The organism is Microbacterium hatanonis, assembly GCF_008017415.1.
GTDB lineage: Bacteria > Actinomycetota > Actinomycetes > Actinomycetales > Microbacteriaceae > Microbacterium > Microbacterium hatanonis.
This window is the reverse complement of sequence record NZ_VRSV01000001.1, coordinates 1,073,145-1,088,484: the sequence shown is the minus strand read 5'-3', so window position 1 is coordinate 1,088,484 and position 15,340 is coordinate 1,073,145. Positions and strand designations below refer to the sequence as shown.

Genomic DNA, 15,340 nt, shown 5'->3' with positions numbered 1-15,340 from the left:
CGCCTACCGCCACTCCTCGCGGGTGAGCGCAGACGGAGCGTCTCCCCCGCCGCGTCGCGCGGTGGCCATCAGCGCGAGCTGCTCGGGACTGTCCATGGCGTGCAGAGCGCATGGGCCGACCTCGCGCTCCCACAGGGCGGCGAATGCCTCGGCGTCTTCGCGGCGTCGGCCGATCGCCGCCGGCACCGGCAGGTACTGCGGCTCCCCCGAACGCCCGAGCACCTTCCGAACGATCCACGCGCGCCCGCCCTGTCCCGTCTGCAGCAGGAAGCGCGGGGTGCGCACCGGCCCGAACAGCTCGGCCAGGGCGTCGGCGAAGGTGCGCTGATCGGCGGGCGCAGCATCCGGGGTCTCGACGCTCACCGTCGTCAGACCGTCTCGCTCGCTCTCGACCACCACGGGGTGCGCCGAGACGGCGGCGACCCGGCCCGCGCTGCGCAGCGACCGCCAGACGACGTCGGCGATGCGGCGATAGGTCGCGGCCGTCCGCGAGACCTGCGCCCGCTCTCGACTCCACGCCTTCGCCAGCGGGATGCCCAGCCAGACAGCGGCGGCGATCAGCGCGAAGCTGACGATGACTCCCGCGTCTTCGAGGGTCGCGAGCGACAGGATGCTGCCGCCGACCGCCAGCGACGTCGCACCGCCGAGCGCCCCACCGAGCGCGCGGGAGCCCCGCACGCTCGTGCGGAACACCGGCGCCGTCGCCCGCCGCGCCACGAGCGCGCTGACGCCCTCGCGGTCGACGTAGGGCTCGCCGATGCGCCAGTCGACGCGGGTCTTCTCTCGTGGCGGCAGCACGAGCATCTCGTTCAACGCATCGATCGAGGCGTCGGCATCCTTCGCCGTCACCGCCCGCACACCCGCCTGCGCCGCTGACGGAAGCGCGATCGACAGCCCCCGCACGACACGCGAGGGGCCGTCGGAGTCGAGCCCCCACAGCCGAGCGTGCTTGCGCCGCAGGCGTGACCCGTCGGGCTGCGCCTCGAGGGGAAAGCTCGGCGGCAGCAGGGCGGTGACGGTCCAGTTGTGGGCGACCTTCTCGGGCCACACGGGGTCGAGGCGCAGGGTGCGTCCGCGCAGCTGCTGGGTGGCCGAGGCCGTCGCGACCGTCGTGAGGTCGATCAGCGTGTTCACGGCGGGGCAATCTCAGCCCTCGCCGAAGAGTCCGCGCGTGCCGACGACGACCTGCACCGTGCCGCGGGTGAGCAGAACGGATGCTGCGCGCACGAGTCGCTCGGCACCGACACCCGGCGCGTGCACCTCGGCCACCTGGGTGTCTTCGAGCAGAGGAACTGCCGCGACCGGTATGCCCAGCAGCTCGCCCAATGCCGGCACGAGCACGTCGGCGTCGCGCGCGGCGATGCGGGTATGCCCGCCGGTGACGAGCATCGGCCGTAGCGTGTGCGTCGCGGTGTCGGCGACGACCACGCCGAGAGTGCGGAGCGCTCCGGCGGTGCCGACGAGCCCACCGTGGGCGTTACCGTGCTCGGCGAAGTCGGTGACGACGAGCGCGCGCAGTCGTTCGTCGCCGAGCGCCTCGCGTTCGATCCGCAGGATGTCGCACGCCGCGAAGTCTTTCGCGAGCGACGAGGCGAGCATCGTGTCGACGGGGTCGCGCGTGCGGCGCACGCCCCGGTCGGTGAGGGAGTATCCGAAGTCGGCGAGCGTGCGGCGGATACGCCGCCACCGCGCCTCTTCATCAGGGTTCGGCAGCAGCCGGTCGAGCGCGAAGCGCGCGAGCAGGCGCAGCGACTCGTCGGTGGTCGGCGGCCGACGCGCGACATCGGGAAGCAGCGAGACGAGCGGATGCTGCGGCGACGCCGTCGCGAGCATCGCCGCTGCCGCTTCGGATCCACCGAAGTCGTCGGCGAACGCCCGCGCGAGGCGTCGGTCTTCGTCGACGCCCGGCGCTGGCGGCTCGAGTTCGTCGCGGGTCTCAGGCTCAGGTTGAAGCTTATGGATCAGGAACGCGAGCCCGGTCTGATGCGCGAACGTGGTGCGCAGCAGCACAGCGAGCCCGTCGGCGTGCGCGGCGAGGAACGCGAGCTCGTCGCGGGTGGGCTCGGCGAAGCGCACGAGGTCGCGGTAGGGCGCGAGGTTGCCCTCCCGCACGACCGCCGGCACCGGAACCTCGTAATCCACGTCGCCGAGCAGCGACGTGTAGTTGTCGTACTCGTTCGCGTCGTCGGGGCTCGGCAGGGTGGCCGTCAGTCCGATGAGCAGCGGCTCTACGCCAGTGGCGCGTATGCGCGCCGCGAGAGTCGCGACGACGAGCGCCCAGTGGTCGAGCAGGTGGTGGCATTCGTCGAGCACGATCGTCTCGACCCCGTGGGCGACGAGCCGGTCGATGAGCGCGAGCGCGTTCGGATGCAGCGCCTGAACGAGCGTCTCGGGGTTCTCCTTCGCGAGCTGCCGGCGGATGGTGCGCGAGCGGCTCGCGATGCCGCGCTTATAGGGCTGCGGGTTGCCGGCTTCGAGGTCGGAGAGCCACTGCTCGGCGGCTTCCGCAGTTCTGCCGTCCTGCTCGAGGTCGCCGAGCCAGCGTCGGCGCGCGAGGTCGGCGAACGGATTGGCCGAGTCGAGCACGCTGAGCGCCTGGTACGTCAGCACAGTGAGGTCGCCGGGGTTCCCGGCATCTTCGGACAGCGCGCCCGCGTCACGAGAGAGGGATGCCGCGTGCCGCGCCCACTGCGAGCGGATCGTCGTCGTCGGGGCGAGCACGACAGTGCGGGCGCCGCGGCGTTGCGCGAGGAGCAGTCCGAGCAGGGTCTTGCCCGAGCCCGGCGGCGCGACGATGTGAAGCGGACCCGGGGCGACGACGTCGATGCGGTCGAGGACGTCGGCTTGATAGTGGCGCAGTGTGCCGGTGAAGCGCCACGACGCGAGCGAGGTGGGAGCGGGCACCGGATCAGCCTAGGGCGGCTGCTCGCAGCATCCTGGAGGCGACCCGATCGAACCGCGATAGTAGGGTCCGGATCGTGACGGCCCGGAAGTGTGGAGGCCGAAGGGAGAGCCGTGATCGCTGAGCTGAACAGACTGGTAGAGCTGATCGAGGATCATCTGACCGACGACCTCGACGTGGCGGAACTGGCGCGTGGGCTCGGCACGACGGAGTACCACCTACGACGGATGTTCTCGTCGCTCGCCGGTATGCCGTTGTCGGAGTACGTTCGCCGCCGCCGAATGACGGTCGCCGCAGCAGACGTTCTCGACGACGAAGGTCAGCTGTCCATCGCGGCGCGCTACGGCTACGGGTCGACAGAGGCCTTCGCCCGGGCGTTCCGGTCGGTGCACGGCGTCGGCCCCGGCGACGTTCGGCGCAACGGCGGCCCCCTTCGCACACAACCGCAGCTCAGGTTCCGCCTGACCGTAGAAGGGAACATCACCATGGACACTCGCCTTGCAGACCGGTCGGCCTTCCGCCTCGTCGGCCATGCCGCCCGCGTGCCGCTCATCCATCACGGCGTCAACCCGCACATCCAGCAGCACATCTCCTCGCTCCCCGCGGCACAGCACTCCCGACTGAAAGAACTCAGCGGCGCGGAACCCGCGGGGCTCCTTCAGGTGACCGCCGACGTCGATCCCGATTACACAGAGGGAAGCGAACTCACCTATCTGCACGGCGTCGCCGTCGATGACGCGACTCCTGTGCCGGATGACCTGGACGCGATCGAGGTGCCCGCGGGAACGTGGGCGGTTTTCCGCACGGAGGGGAAGCATCCCGACGCCCTTCAGTCGGCGTGGGCGGCCACGGCGACGGACTGGTTTCCGTCCCACCCGTGGCGGCTGCGCCCTGGGCCGTCCATCGTCGCCGTGCTCGACCGGGCCGACGACTTCAGCACAGCCACGTGCGAGCTGTGGCTGCCCGTGGAACGGTCCTGAGCCGTCGCGCCCGTCGGTGGGACGACCCGACCTGGACTGCGAGTCGGCGAGCGCGCAGGATCAGACCATGATCGATACGCCCGCTCCCATCGCCACCTTCATCGAGGCCACGAACGCGGGCGACTCCGAAGCCTTCGTCGCAGCGTTCACCGAGGACGGCTCTCTCGACGACTGGGGCCGCGTGGCCCACGGCCGCGAGGGCATCCGGCAGTGGGATCGCACCGACAACATCGGCAAGCAATCGCACTTCGTGCTCACCGACATCGTGGACGAGACCGAGCCCGAGACCTACCTGGTGCACCTGAAGGTCACAGGAAACGGATTCAACGGCACGAGCCCTTTCCGCTTCACCCTGCGCGGCGACCTCATCGAACGCGTGGTGATCGTTCCCGACTGATCGGCTACAGGGCGCGGATGCCGACGACCGCGGCGACCGGAGCCACGGCGGCCACGACGGCGCGCACGGCGTTCCACCTGTTCCAGCGCGCTTGGTAGGTGGGCCAGAAGGCCTCCCCCTCGCGAGCGAGCCGACGGTTCGCAGGCACGTTCGCGGCGACGGTGATCGCGCTGCTGCCCAGGGCGGCGCCCGCGACGATGGCGCCCCCTGCCGACTGCCGCGCCAGTGCACTCACAGCAAGGACAGCGGCGACCGCTGTGACAGCGAGGAAGAGCACGATGAACGGTCCGCGCTCTGCCCGGGCGTTGATCTCGACCATGGTTGCGCTCGCCTCCGCCGGGCCCCGCCGTCGTAACGCGGGCATCACGATCATTGCGAACGATGCGTAGACACCGGCGAGGAGCGACGAACCGATCGCCGCCAGCGCCACGATCACGCCCATGCGCCTGCCGCCGCCGCCCGCTGCGCGTACGCCGCGAACGTGGAGGGAGGCCGCTGCAGCATCCGTTCGACTCCCTCGGTGATCGACGCGTTGCGTCCGTCGAGGATCTCGGTGAAGAGGTGCGCGAGAGGTTCGGCTTCGTCCGAGGGGATGCCGTCGAGCGCCAGGTCGGCGACGAAGTCCGTCACCGTCGCGGGCTCGAAGGTCACGGGGCGACCCATCGCTGACGCCAGCACTGCCGCCGCGTCTGCGAAGGTCAGGAGTTCTGGGCCGGAGAGTTCGTACGTGGCGTCATCGGGACGTTCACCAGTGAGGGCGACGACCGCGGCGTCGGCGACGTCGTCGAGGTCGACGAACGCTTCGCGAACGTCGGGCGCGGGCAGCCGGAGCCGGCCGCGGCGAACCGGCCCGGCGAGGAAGTGCTCTGAGAAATTCTGCTGGAACCAGGAGCACCGCAGCACGGCGGTGGGCACGCCGGCATCCCTCAGTGCGTCTTCGCTGGCACGAGCGCCCTGCTCGCCTCTTCCCGAGAGCAGAACCAGACGCTCCACACCCGCCGACAACGCCGCCCGCCCCAGCGCGGCCATCTTCTCGGCGACGCCGGGGCAAGCGAGGTCGGGCGAATAACAGACGTAGAGAGCCGTGGCGGACGTGATGGCGGGCGTCCACGTCGACGGGTCATCCCAATCGAACCCGGTGCGGCGCGACGCATACGAGACCGGTCGCCCCGCCCGACGGAGACGGTCATGGATCCGGGAGCCGGTGCGGCCAGCGCCGCCGAGAAGAATCGCTGTCATGCACCCATCCCATCCGGTCTCAAGCAGACTGTGAATAGTTTGAACGCCAGATTTCCTTCGCGATCGTCTAGCCTGACGCCATGGATCCCCTCGGATACTTCCTCGGCGGCCCCCGCGCGTCGCGGGCATTCGCGCTCGTCATCGACATGGCGGGGAGTTGGGGAATTGACGTGCAAGACGAAGCAGCGTTGACCGTCATCGCGGTGCTGCGGGGCGCGGCCCGGATCGATGGAACGCTCATCGACGACGGCGATATCGCCGTGGTTCGCGGCCCGAACCCCTACCTCGTCACCGACGTGGATGGCAGCGCAGCGTCGATCGAGATCGGTCGCGACCAACTGTGCCGAAGTCTGGACGGCCGAGATCTGCGCAGCGAAATGAGAACCGGCGTCCGCCGGTGGGGAAACACCGCCCACGGCGAGACCACCCTGCTCATCGGCACCTACAACCGCCCCCGCGATATCGCCGGGCTCGTCGAGAACGCACTTCCCCGGCTCCTGGTGGTCCGCGGCACCGTAAGGACGGACCCCACCGTGAGCATGCTCGCGCACGAGATCGCCCGCGAAGACGCTGCAGGGCAGATCGTGATCGACCGCCTGCTCGACGTGCTCACCGTCAACACCATCCGTCGATGGACCGAAAGCTCAGACGACCGAGCCCACTCCTGGCTCACCTGCGACGACCCGATCGTCACCGCGGCGCTGGCCTGCCTGCACGACCGGCCGGAGGAACCTTGGACGATCGAAGCCCTCGCCCGCCACGCCACCGTCTCGCGCGCGACTCTCGCCTCACGATTCCGCGCCGGTGTCGGGCAGTCGCCGATGGCCTACCTCACGAACTGGCGCCTCACCCTCGCCCGCGATCTGCTGCACGACCCGAACCAGACGATCGCCGCCGTCGGCCGGACCGTCGGGTACACGAATGCCTACGCCTTCAGCACCGCCTTCAAACGCGAGACCGGCGTCTCCCCCACCGACTTCCGCAACAGCGCATCGAAGGTCACTGCGCAGTAGTGCGACGCTGCGAGAGACCGTACTTCTGCAGATCTCCCTGCCGGTGGGTGATCGGGGAGTGGACGCTCAGGTTTCGCTGGGCGTGTCGGCGAGTGCCGCGGGCATCGATGCCGCTTTCGCGCCGCGGTTCTTCGCGAAACGAGGGCGGATGACGTAGAAGGCCACCAGCAGGGCCAGCACGACCGCGAGCAGACCGATCTCCACGGACAAGAACACCAACAGCGCGAAAGGCTCGAGATTCACGGATCGACCTCAACCCACCGGCACCGCACTGCTCGATCGGCAATGAACGGCCGTTCCGTCGTGTAATGGGGCAGGGTGGTGTGGTGGCCGAGCGTCCCGCATCCTCACCCCATTCCGAGCCCAAGGGCCCCGAGCAGGTTCTGCGTCTCGCGGCCTTCGCCGATGAGCCCGGCGGCGGTAACCCCGCGGGTGTCTTGTTGAATGCCGGGCACCTGACCGATGCTGACATGCAGCGCATCGCGACCGAAGTGGGCTACGCCGAGACGGCGTTCGTCGTCGATCCCGGCGACGACGCGAACGACCGCACCGTGCGCCTGCGCTATTTCTCGCCCGACGCCGAGGTGCCCTTCTGCGGGCATGCGACCGTCGTGACAGCGGTCGCGCTGGCAGAGCGTCGCGGGGTCGGTCCGTTCGTGATCGACACTCCCGTCGGCCGCGTGTCGATCGAGACGTCTCGCGACACCGCGAGCGCGCCCGACGGCCCCGTGACCGCGTCGTTCACCAGCGTCGAACCCGCACTCCGTGATCTCGATTCCGATGTCGCCGATCAGCTGCTGTCGCTCCTCGGCCTCCGCCGATCTGACCTCGACGACAGCTGGCCGCTGCGAGAGGCATACGCCGGAAACTGGCATCCCGTCGTCGCGGTTCGCGAGCAGGCCGTCTTCGACGCATTCCGCTTCGACCCGGCCGGGATGAGAACGCTGATGGATCGGCAAGGGTGGGCGGGCACGGTCACCGTCGTCTGCCGTCAGATCTCACACGGCTCAGGACCCACGGTCGTCGAGGCCCGCAATCTGTTCCCCGTCGGCGATATCACCGAAGACCCCGCCACGGGCTCAGCAGCGGCCTCGCTCGGCGCGTATCTTCGCGAACTGCAACTGCTCGCTCCCCCGGCGCGGGTGATCGTGCACCAGGGGCGACACGTGGGAAGACCGAGCCTTCTGCTCGTCGACGTGCCGTCCCACGGAGGCATCACGGTCACCGGGACGGCCGTACCGATCGTCTGATCCGCCGCATCGCCCGCAGGCAGGTTTCACCCGCCCCGCGCCCGCAGGTGAATCCGCTTCCCCTCTTTGCTGAAGATCGACAGCACCTCCGCCGGCCCCGCCCCGGTCGCCGCGAGCCAGTGCGGGATGCGCGTGTCGAACTCCGCCGCCTCCCCCGGGCCCAGCGTCACGTCTTGCTCGCCGATCACCAGACGCAGCCGACCCGACAGCACGTAGAGCCACTCCTGCCCGTCGTGCACCTTCGGCTCGGGAACCGCGACGACGCCCGGCGGATGCGCCGGGAAGGTCACCTTGTACGTCTGCACCGGGCTCGACTCGGGCGAGAGCGTCTCGTACTGCGTGCCGCCGATGCTCTTCGTCGTGCGCTTGACGCGCGGATCGGGAGCCGCTCGCGGCACGATGTCGTCCAACTCGAGCCGCAGTGCACGCGCGATCGGCACGACCAGCTCGAGGTTCGGCGCGCGCTTGCCCGACTCGAGTCGCGAGAGGGTGCTCGAGGAGATGCCCGTCGTCTCCGACAGCTCAGCGAGGGTCATGCTGCGCTTCTCGCGCCAGTTCTTCAGCCGCGCACCGATGAGCGCGAGGGAGTCGTCGAGCATCCCGCTCCGTTCTTGCCAATTCGGCATCGATATTTGCTGACACGCTATCAGTCGAGCATCGTGAGGGATATGACGCACGACGAACAGATCTCCGCAGCATCCGCCCCTCAGTCCGCAGACCAGAACCCCGACATCTCGGGCGAGCTCTGGGACGTCATCATCATCGGCGGCGGCGCTGCCGGTCTCAGCGCGGCGCTGATCCTCGCCCGCGCCCGGCGTCGTGTGCTCGTGCTCGACGCGCACCAGCCGCGCAACAGGTTCGCGCCGCACATGCACGGTGTTCTGAGCCGCGACGGGTACTCGCCGCTCGCCCTCGTCTCCGACGGATACCGCGAGGTTCGGGCCGTCGACGGCGTCATCGAGAACGCCCGGGTCGTGGAGACGCGCGCGACGGCGGACGGATTCGAGGTCGTCACCGACTCCGGCGCCCGCGCCGCCGGGCGCCGGCTGATCGTCGCAACCGGCACGCGCGACCAACTGCCCGATGTTCCGGGACTCGCCGAGCAGTGGGGACGCGGGGTCGTGGCGTGCCCGTACTGCGATGGCTACGAAGCATCCGGCACCGCGATCGGCGTTCTCGCAGGCTCGGTGATGGGCCTGCACGTCGCCCACATGCTGCGGGCGTACTCCGACGACATCACCTTGTTCACGTCGCTCGCGGGCCAGATTCCCGACGAAGAGCGGATGCTGCTGGAGGAACGCGGCATGCGCATCGAAGACCGCGCCGTCACCCACGTGGTCACGGACGGCGACACGCTCACCGGGCTGGGGCTCGCCGATGGAACGATCGCTCCTGTGGACGTGGTGTTCGCACAGCCGACGCCGACCGCGCTCGACGAGCCGCTGCGGCAGCTCGGGGTCACGCAGACCGAGACGCCGATCGGCGCGTGGACCGCCGTCGACGGATTCGGCCGAACCAGCGTCGACGGGGTGTTCGCCGTGGGGAACTCGGGGATTCCGAACGCGCTCGTGCCGATCGCGATGGGATCGGGCGCGATGGCGGCGCTGACGATCAACGGGGAGTTGGTCGCCGAGGAGGTTGCCGCGGCATCCGCTCGTGCGGCGGCGCGGCGGGGCGTCGCTGCCGGGGTAGGACACTGAGGCCATGGCACATTCGTCAGACGAGGCGCTCACCGACCCGGCGGAGTTCTGGGAGGCGCGCTACCTCTCGCATCGAGGTGAGAACGGTGTGGTGTGGAGCGGCAGGGTCAACGCCGCCGTCGAGCGAGAGGTCTCGGGGCTGACCCCCGGCACCGCTCTCGAGCTCGGCAGCGGCGAGGGCGGTGACGCGCTCTGGCTCGCCGGAGAGGGCTGGTCGGTGACCGCCCTCGACATCTCGGCCAACGCTCTCGCAGTCGGTGCGGCGAAGGCTGCCGAACTCGGCCTCGCCGACCGCGTCGAGTGGATGCAGACCGATCTCGCCACGTGGCGTCCGTCGGCGGAGTACGACCTCGTGACGGCGGCGTTCCTCCATTCGCCCGTGGAGCTGCCGCGGGAGGAGATCTTGCGGCGGGCCGTCTCGGCGGTCGCTCCCGGCGGGCGGTTGCTCATCGTCGGGCACGGCGCGTTCCCGCCGGGGTCGAGTCACGACCATGATCGCGAAGCTCCTCCCCTGCCGACGTCCGACGAGGTGCTCGCCTCTCTCGACCTTCCCGAGGGCTGGGTCGTCGAAACGAACGAGTCCGTCGACCGCGAGGTCGAATGGCGCGATCAGGGAACAGTGACGCTCACGGACGCGGTGGTGCGGGTGCGGCGCGACGCGTAGAGAACACCGCAGCGTCGGCGCACCCGGGACACGAGGACCCACTCGGCTAACGTCGTGATGGTGGATAACGACCTGCCCGTGAGAATCGTCCTGCTCGTCGTCATGGTGGGCTCGGGCGTGCTGCTCATCTGGATGGCACGCGCAACCGCCTCGGGCCGACTGAAGCGCAATTCGATCGCCGGCATCCGCATCCCGAGCACGATGGCGAGCGACGAAGCGTGGCAGGCCGCGCACGTTCGCGCCAAGCGAGTCACGATGTTCGCCGGATACGCATCCGTCGCGACGGGACTCTTCGCGCTCCTCCCTGTGCCTGCGCCGGTGCTCGGTGCTGCCGTCATCGTCGGTTCCGCGGCGATGCTGGTGCTCGTCCTGTACGGCGCCCGGGTGGGCAGCCGGGCCGCGACGGAGATCTCGAACGAGTCGACGGTCGACTGACCCCAGCGACGGCCTCACCCGACGAGCGGGCCGCCCAGCTTCCAGTAGCCGAGGAACGACACCTGATCCTTCGGAATGGCGAGTTCGTCGGCGAGGTAGCGCCGCACACTCGTCGTCGAGCCCGACTCCCCCGCCAGCCAGGCGTAGAAGTCAGGACCGCCAGCGAACGCGGAACCCCACTCGCGCACCGCCGCTTCCACGCCGACGTCTCGCAGCACCACACGAACGCGAACGTGAACGGGCAGCTCACGGCTGAGGATCTCATCGGCGAGGTCGGATGCTTCGAGGATCACCTCGACGTCGGCATCGGGCCCGAGCGTGCCGACGATGTTGCGCACCGCCGGGTAGGCGGTCTCGTCGGCCACGAGCAGGAAGCGTCGCGCATCGCCGGGGTTCCAGTGGATGCCGTACCCGGTGCGCCCCATGCGGATATCAGGACCGTTCACGACCAGGCGGTCGCCGGGCTGCGCTGCCGCCGCCCACGCCGACGCAGGCCCGGCCGGCTCGTGCAGGAAGAAGTCGACGTCGATCTCGCCGACCTCGGGGCGGATCGCGGCGGGCGTGTAGGTGCGCAGCACGTTGCGCTCGGCCTCGGGCAGCGCGCGCCACCGGCTGTACCAGTCCGACGGATGCGGCGTGGGGTCGTCGAGCAGTCCGAATTCCGCGATCGTGCCGTCGGCGAAGGGCAGCACGACCTTGATGCGCTGGTCGACGCCCCACGGCGCGAAGTTGCGCAGTTCGTCGCCGGCCAGCGTGAGACGGAGGAAGCGCGGACTCAGCAGCACGCGCGAGCGCACCTGCACCCGGAACGCGCTGTATGCCCAGGGCCGGTTCATGCGCTGGCCGCCGCGCTCGAGGAGCCCCGCAACGGCACGACGAGCGGCCCCCCGGTCACCGGATCTTCGATCACCACGTTCGCGAGCCCGAACACCTCTTCTACCCGCTCACTGGTGATGACGTCGCCCGGCGCCCCCTCGGCGACGATGCGTCCGTCGCGCATCGCGACGATGTGACTGGCGTACCGTGCTGCGTGGTTGAGGTCGTGCAGCACGGCGACGATCGTGCGCCCGCGCGCGTTGAGCTCGGCGAACAGCTCCATCAGCTCGACCTGGTGCGCGATGTCGAGGTACGTCGTGGGCTCGTCGAGCAGCAGCAGCTCGGTCTCCTGCGCGAGCGCCATCGCCACCCAGACACGCTGACGCTGGCCTCCGGAGAGCGCGTCGACGGGACGATCCCTCAGATCGGTGGTGCCCGTGGCGGCCATCGCCTCGTCGACGGCTTTCGCGTCAGCATCCGACCACTGGCGCAGAAGGTTCTGGTGCGGGTAACGACCTCTGCCCACGAGATCGGCCACGGTGATGCCGTCGGGGGCGATCGCGCTCTGCGGCAGGAGTCCGAGCCGGCGCGCGACCTCCTTCGCCGGATACGACGAGATGGCCGCGCCGTCGAGCACGATCCGTCCGCTCGTCGGTGCGAGCAGCCGCGAGAGCCCTCTGAGGAGCGTCGACTTGCCGCACGCGTTCGGACCGACGATCACGGTGAACGACCCCGGCGGGATCGACACGGTGAGATCGCTCACGACCTCGACACGGTCGTATGAGAGCGTGACCCCCTGGGCGAGGAGGCGGGCGGAAGTGTCTTCAGGCACGGCGACGGATCTCCAGGACGATCATCAGGACGAGATAGGCGCCGCCGACCGACACGGTCACGACACCCACGGGAAGAGCGACGGGCAACAGGTGCTGCGCGACCATGTCGGACGCGAGCAGGATCACCGCCCCGAACACGGCGGACAGTCCCAGCGAGAGGTGGGGCGTGCGAGCGACGAACCGCGCGACCTGAGGAGCTGCGAGCGAGACGAAGGCGATCGGGCCCGCGACGCTCGTGGCGGCCGCGACCAGCGCCACCCCCACGACGAGGGCGATGCCGCGCACGAGGTTCGGACGCGCACCGGATGCTGCGGCCACGTCGTCACCCAGATCGAGCTGACGCAGGCTCGGCCCGAGCACCGTCGCGACCAGGACGAACGGCGCAGCGCAGAGGAGCGCTCCGCCCAGCGACCCCGCGGTGACGGCGTTGAGCGTTCCCGTGCCCCACGCCGAGGCGAACATGGCGGTCTCGAGCTCGATCTGCAGCAGCATCCACGTGTTGAACGACGCCAGCATCGCGGCCACACCGATGCCGATCACGATCAGTCGGAAGCCCTGGATGCCGCCGCGATACGACAGCACCCAGATGACGACCGCCGTGGCGACACCGCCGATGAGGGCCCCGACCGTCAGCGACTGCCAGCTCGACGAGACCAGCACGAGGGCGATGAGCATGCCGGTGAACGCGCCGTTGGACAGCCCGAGGATGTCGGGGCTCGCCAGCGGATTGCGCGTCACGGTCTGGAACAGCGCGCCGGCGACGGCGAGCAGCGCACCGAGGGTGATCGCCGCAAGGGTGCGCGGCAGGCGCCACTCGACGATGACGACGCGGTCCATCGTCTCTCCGGCGCCGAGGAGGGTGCGAACGACCGCGTCGGGTGCGACGACGTAAGTTCCGACGCCGAGCGAGACGATGCCCAGAACGAGAATGACCGCCACGACGACGGAGGCGACCAGGATGCTGCGCACGCGCAGCGGAACCGCGAGCGGCCCGAGACGAACGAGCACGCGCCGCGTCGCAGGGGTCGCGGTGAGGGTCACAGCGCGCTCGCCCTCTTGCGCCGCGCGAGCACGATCAGCACGGGCGCGCCGACGAAGGCGGTGACGATGCCGACCGGCACCTCGGCGGGGGCGATGATCACGCGGCCGAGCACGTCGGAGAGCAGCACGAGAACGGGGGCCAGCAGCGCCGAAAGGGCGATGATGGTGCGCTGGTCGACACCGAAGGTCCACCGCACGACGTGGGGGATCATGAGCCCGACGAAGGCGATCGGGCCGACGAGGGCGGTCGCTGCGCCCGCGAGCAGAGTGGTCGACACGATGACCGCGACACGGATGCGGCGGACGTCTGCACCCTGCGCCCGCGCGACGTCGTCGCCGAGGGCGAGCGCATTCATCGCCGGACCGACGAGTAACGCGAGGGCGAGGCCGATCGCGATGAACGGCAGCACGGGCATGATCACGTCGAAGCCGCGACCGAGCAGCGACCCGGCGTTCCAGCTGCGCATCGAGTCGAACGCGTCGGGGTTGCTCAGGGTCATGCCGGTCGTGATGCCCGAGAACACCGCACCCAACGCGACGCCGGCGAGGGTAAGCCGCAGCGGATCGGCCGCGCCCCGGCCCGACGAGCCGATGAGGTACACCGCGATCGTGACGACGAACGCCCCGGCGAGGGCGAGCCAGACCAGGGCGGAGATGTCGCGGAGTCCGAGCAGGGCGACCCCGAGCGCGACCGCGAGGGCGGCGCCGGCGTTCACCCCGAGGATGCCGGGGTCTGCCAGCGGGTTGCGGGTGAACGCCTGCGTGAGGGCACCGGCGACGCCGAGCGCGGCACCGGCGACGAGGCCGGCGACGGTACGCGGGATGCGCAGGCCGATCACGATGTACGTCGTCTCGGTACTGCCCTCACCGCGGAGCGTCGCCCAGACCACCTGCGGCGACAGCGGGTTGGCCCCGATCATCAGCGACAACGCGACGGCGACGATGAGCGCCGCCACGACGACCGAGAGGGCGGCGACCCGCCGCGAGCGGCGCACCGGGGGCCGAGCCGGTGGCGACTCGACCCCGGTGAGAGCCGTCAAGAGCGCTCTTCGAGGTACTGCTCGATGTCGTCGAGCACCTTCTGTGCGCCGAGAGGTCCGACGCCCGACACCCAGTAGCTGGTGTCGACGAGCGTGACCGAGGGGAAAGCATCCGCGTTCTGGACAATCGCCGCCGGGATGGTGGAGTCGTCCGACGGGTCGGCCGTCGTCACGAACACGTGGTCGGCCTGGGCCGAGAGGATGTTCTCGGGAGAGATGTCGGCCTGCAGACCGTCTGCCCAGTCCTGGTCGGGGATGGTGAATCCGACGCACTCCAGGAGACTGCCGGCGAACGACACCGGGCCGTACAGGCTCAGCGTCGTCTCGTCGCGAGGACGGATGAGCTGCACGGTCTCACCGTCGACGCCGTAGGTGTCGGCGAGCTCGCCGCAGCGGGCATCGACCTTCTCGAGGAGCGCCGCCGTCTCGTCTTCGCGCCCGAGCGCCTCGCCGATGAGCGCGGCGTTGTCGCGCCACGGATCGGCCTGCGTCGCGATGAAGACGGTCGGCGCGATGGACGACAGCTGCGCGTACAGAGCCGAGTGGCGGGCCTCGGTGCCGAGGATGAGGTCGGGCTTGAGGGCGGCGATGGCCTGCAGGTCGGGCTCGGGCACGCTGCCCACGGCCTCCACTCCGTCGAGACCCAGGTAGGCCGGCACGCCCACGACGTTGCTCGCGACAGCCGCGCCGACGGGCACGACGCCGACAGCGGCGGCGGTGTCGAGCTCGAGCGGCTCGAGGGTCACCACGCGCTGCGGCTCGACCGGCACCTCCGTGGTGCCGCGCGCGTGCTGCACCTCGCGCGTGGCCGCCGTGTCGGCGTTCGCGGCCTCCGTCGAGGGCGCCGGAGCCGCGCACCCCGCGAGCAGAAGAGCGGCAGAGGCGGTCGTCGCCGCGAGTGCGATCAGTCGACGGTGGAGACGAGAAGACATGGTGAAGCAGCCTTTCTGAAGCCGGGCAGACCCAGTAAGCCTAGACTTACTAAGGGCACCCTAACGAATCGTCGCCCTCGCCTCTGAAATGCGACTCG

18 protein-coding genes are annotated in these 15,340 nt (G+C 70.0%); 7 read left to right on the top strand and 11 right to left on the bottom strand.

Annotated elements, in window-relative coordinates; translation table 11 throughout:
• Positions 1-3: 3 nt before the first annotated feature.
• Complete coding sequence (locus FVP77_RS05215) at positions 4-1,134, bottom strand: hypothetical protein (RefSeq protein WP_147893558.1); 1,131 nt, start codon at positions 1,132-1,134, stop codon at positions 4-6.
• Positions 1,135-1,146: 12 nt separating this feature from the next.
• Positions 1,147-2,904 (bottom strand): DEAD/DEAH box helicase, encoded by a 1,758-nt coding sequence (locus tag FVP77_RS05210; protein WP_147893557.1) that lies wholly within the window; start codon positions 2,902-2,904, stop codon positions 1,147-1,149.
• 111 nt (positions 2,905-3,015) lie between these two features.
• On the opposite strand from FVP77_RS05210, the gene FVP77_RS05205 reads away from it, so the two are divergent.
• Together FVP77_RS05205 and FVP77_RS05200 are read left to right on the top strand one after the other, a co-directional pair.
• Complete coding sequence (locus FVP77_RS05205) at positions 3,016-3,882, top strand: AraC family transcriptional regulator (protein ID WP_147893556.1); 867 nt, start codon at positions 3,016-3,018, stop codon at positions 3,880-3,882.
• 67 nt (positions 3,883-3,949) lie between these two features.
• Positions 3,950-4,279 (top strand): nuclear transport factor 2 family protein, encoded by a 330-nt coding sequence (locus FVP77_RS05200; RefSeq protein ID WP_147893555.1) that lies wholly within the window; start codon positions 3,950-3,952, stop codon positions 4,277-4,279.
• Positions 4,280-4,283: 4 nt separating this feature from the next.
• On the opposite strand, the gene FVP77_RS05195 is transcribed toward FVP77_RS05200, so the two are convergent.
• Both FVP77_RS05195 and FVP77_RS05190 read right to left on the bottom strand, forming a co-directional pair.
• Complete coding sequence (locus FVP77_RS05195) at positions 4,284-4,721, bottom strand: anthrone oxygenase family protein (RefSeq protein ID WP_147893554.1); 438 nt, start codon at positions 4,719-4,721, stop codon at positions 4,284-4,286.
• Positions 4,712-5,518 (bottom strand): SDR family oxidoreductase, encoded by an 807-nt coding sequence (locus FVP77_RS05190; protein WP_147893553.1) that lies wholly within the window; start codon positions 5,516-5,518, stop codon positions 4,712-4,714. The genes FVP77_RS05195 and FVP77_RS05190 overlap by 10 nt, the downstream gene beginning before the upstream one ends.
• A gap of 80 nt (positions 5,519-5,598) precedes the next feature.
• On the opposite strand from FVP77_RS05190, the gene FVP77_RS05185 reads away from it, so the two are divergent.
• On the top strand, positions 5,599-6,531 hold the full coding sequence (locus tag FVP77_RS05185; RefSeq protein ID WP_147893552.1) for an AraC family transcriptional regulator: 933 nt from the start codon (positions 5,599-5,601) through the stop codon (positions 6,529-6,531).
• A gap of 66 nt (positions 6,532-6,597) precedes the next feature.
• On the opposite strand, the gene FVP77_RS16750 is transcribed toward FVP77_RS05185, so the two are convergent.
• The gene (locus FVP77_RS16750) at positions 6,598-6,774 is read right to left on the bottom strand and encodes a hypothetical protein (protein ID WP_187266824.1); all 177 of its coding nucleotides are present in this window, start codon (positions 6,772-6,774) and stop codon (positions 6,598-6,600) included.
• A gap of 83 nt (positions 6,775-6,857) precedes the next feature.
• On the opposite strand from FVP77_RS16750, the gene FVP77_RS05180 reads away from it, so the two are divergent.
• Complete coding sequence (locus FVP77_RS05180; protein WP_246133984.1) at positions 6,858-7,781, top strand: PhzF family phenazine biosynthesis protein; 924 nt, start codon at positions 6,858-6,860, stop codon at positions 7,779-7,781.
• Positions 7,782-7,807: 26 nt separating this feature from the next.
• Here the strand turns inward: FVP77_RS05180 and FVP77_RS05175 are convergent, their stop codons facing one another.
• Positions 7,808-8,407, bottom strand: a complete 600-nt coding sequence (locus tag FVP77_RS05175; RefSeq protein WP_147893550.1) for a helix-turn-helix domain-containing protein — start codon at positions 8,405-8,407, stop codon at positions 7,808-7,810.
• 42 nt (positions 8,408-8,449) lie between these two features.
• Here FVP77_RS05175 and FVP77_RS05170 point away from each other — a divergent pair, with 42 nt between their 5' ends.
• The 3 genes from FVP77_RS05170 to FVP77_RS05160 are packed head-to-tail and all read left to right on the top strand — an operon-like array spanning position 8,450 to position 10,580.
• Positions 8,450-9,481: an NAD(P)/FAD-dependent oxidoreductase gene (locus FVP77_RS05170; RefSeq protein WP_147893549.1), complete on the top strand. Its 1,032-nt coding sequence runs from the start codon at positions 8,450-8,452 to the stop codon at positions 9,479-9,481.
• Between the two features lie 4 nt (positions 9,482-9,485).
• Positions 9,486-10,145: an SAM-dependent methyltransferase gene (locus FVP77_RS05165; protein WP_147893548.1), complete on the top strand. Its 660-nt coding sequence runs from the start codon at positions 9,486-9,488 to the stop codon at positions 10,143-10,145.
• Positions 10,146-10,202: 57 nt separating this feature from the next.
• Positions 10,203-10,580 carry an SdpI family protein gene (locus tag FVP77_RS05160; RefSeq protein WP_246134056.1) on the top strand — a complete coding sequence of 126 codons (378 nt, stop codon included), beginning with the start codon at positions 10,203-10,205 and terminating at the stop codon, positions 10,578-10,580.
• A 14-nt stretch (positions 10,581-10,594) separates the two neighbouring features.
• On the opposite strand, the gene FVP77_RS05155 is transcribed toward FVP77_RS05160, so the two are convergent.
• From FVP77_RS05155 to FVP77_RS05135, 5 genes are read right to left on the bottom strand one after another with little or no spacing between them, the layout of a single operon-like run.
• Positions 10,595-11,416, bottom strand: a complete 822-nt coding sequence (locus FVP77_RS05155) for a siderophore-interacting protein (RefSeq protein ID WP_147893546.1) — start codon at positions 11,414-11,416, stop codon at positions 10,595-10,597.
• Positions 11,413-12,228, bottom strand: coding sequence for an ABC transporter ATP-binding protein (locus FVP77_RS05150; protein ID WP_147893545.1), 816 nt, complete (start codon positions 12,226-12,228; stop codon positions 11,413-11,415). The genes FVP77_RS05155 and FVP77_RS05150 overlap by 4 nt, the downstream gene beginning before the upstream one ends.
• On the bottom strand, positions 12,221-13,270 hold the full coding sequence (locus tag FVP77_RS05145; RefSeq protein ID WP_147893544.1) for a FecCD family ABC transporter permease: 1,050 nt from the start codon (positions 13,268-13,270) through the stop codon (positions 12,221-12,223). The genes FVP77_RS05150 and FVP77_RS05145 overlap by 8 nt, the downstream gene beginning before the upstream one ends.
• Entirely contained in the window at positions 13,267-14,310 is a 1,044-nt protein-coding gene (locus FVP77_RS05140) for a FecCD family ABC transporter permease (protein WP_246133983.1), read from the bottom strand. The genes FVP77_RS05145 and FVP77_RS05140 overlap by 4 nt, the downstream gene beginning before the upstream one ends.
• On the bottom strand, positions 14,307-15,242 hold the full coding sequence (locus FVP77_RS05135) for an ABC transporter substrate-binding protein (RefSeq protein ID WP_147893543.1): 936 nt from the start codon (positions 15,240-15,242) through the stop codon (positions 14,307-14,309). The genes FVP77_RS05140 and FVP77_RS05135 overlap by 4 nt, the downstream gene beginning before the upstream one ends.
• Between the last annotated feature and the right edge of the window lie 98 nt (positions 15,243-15,340).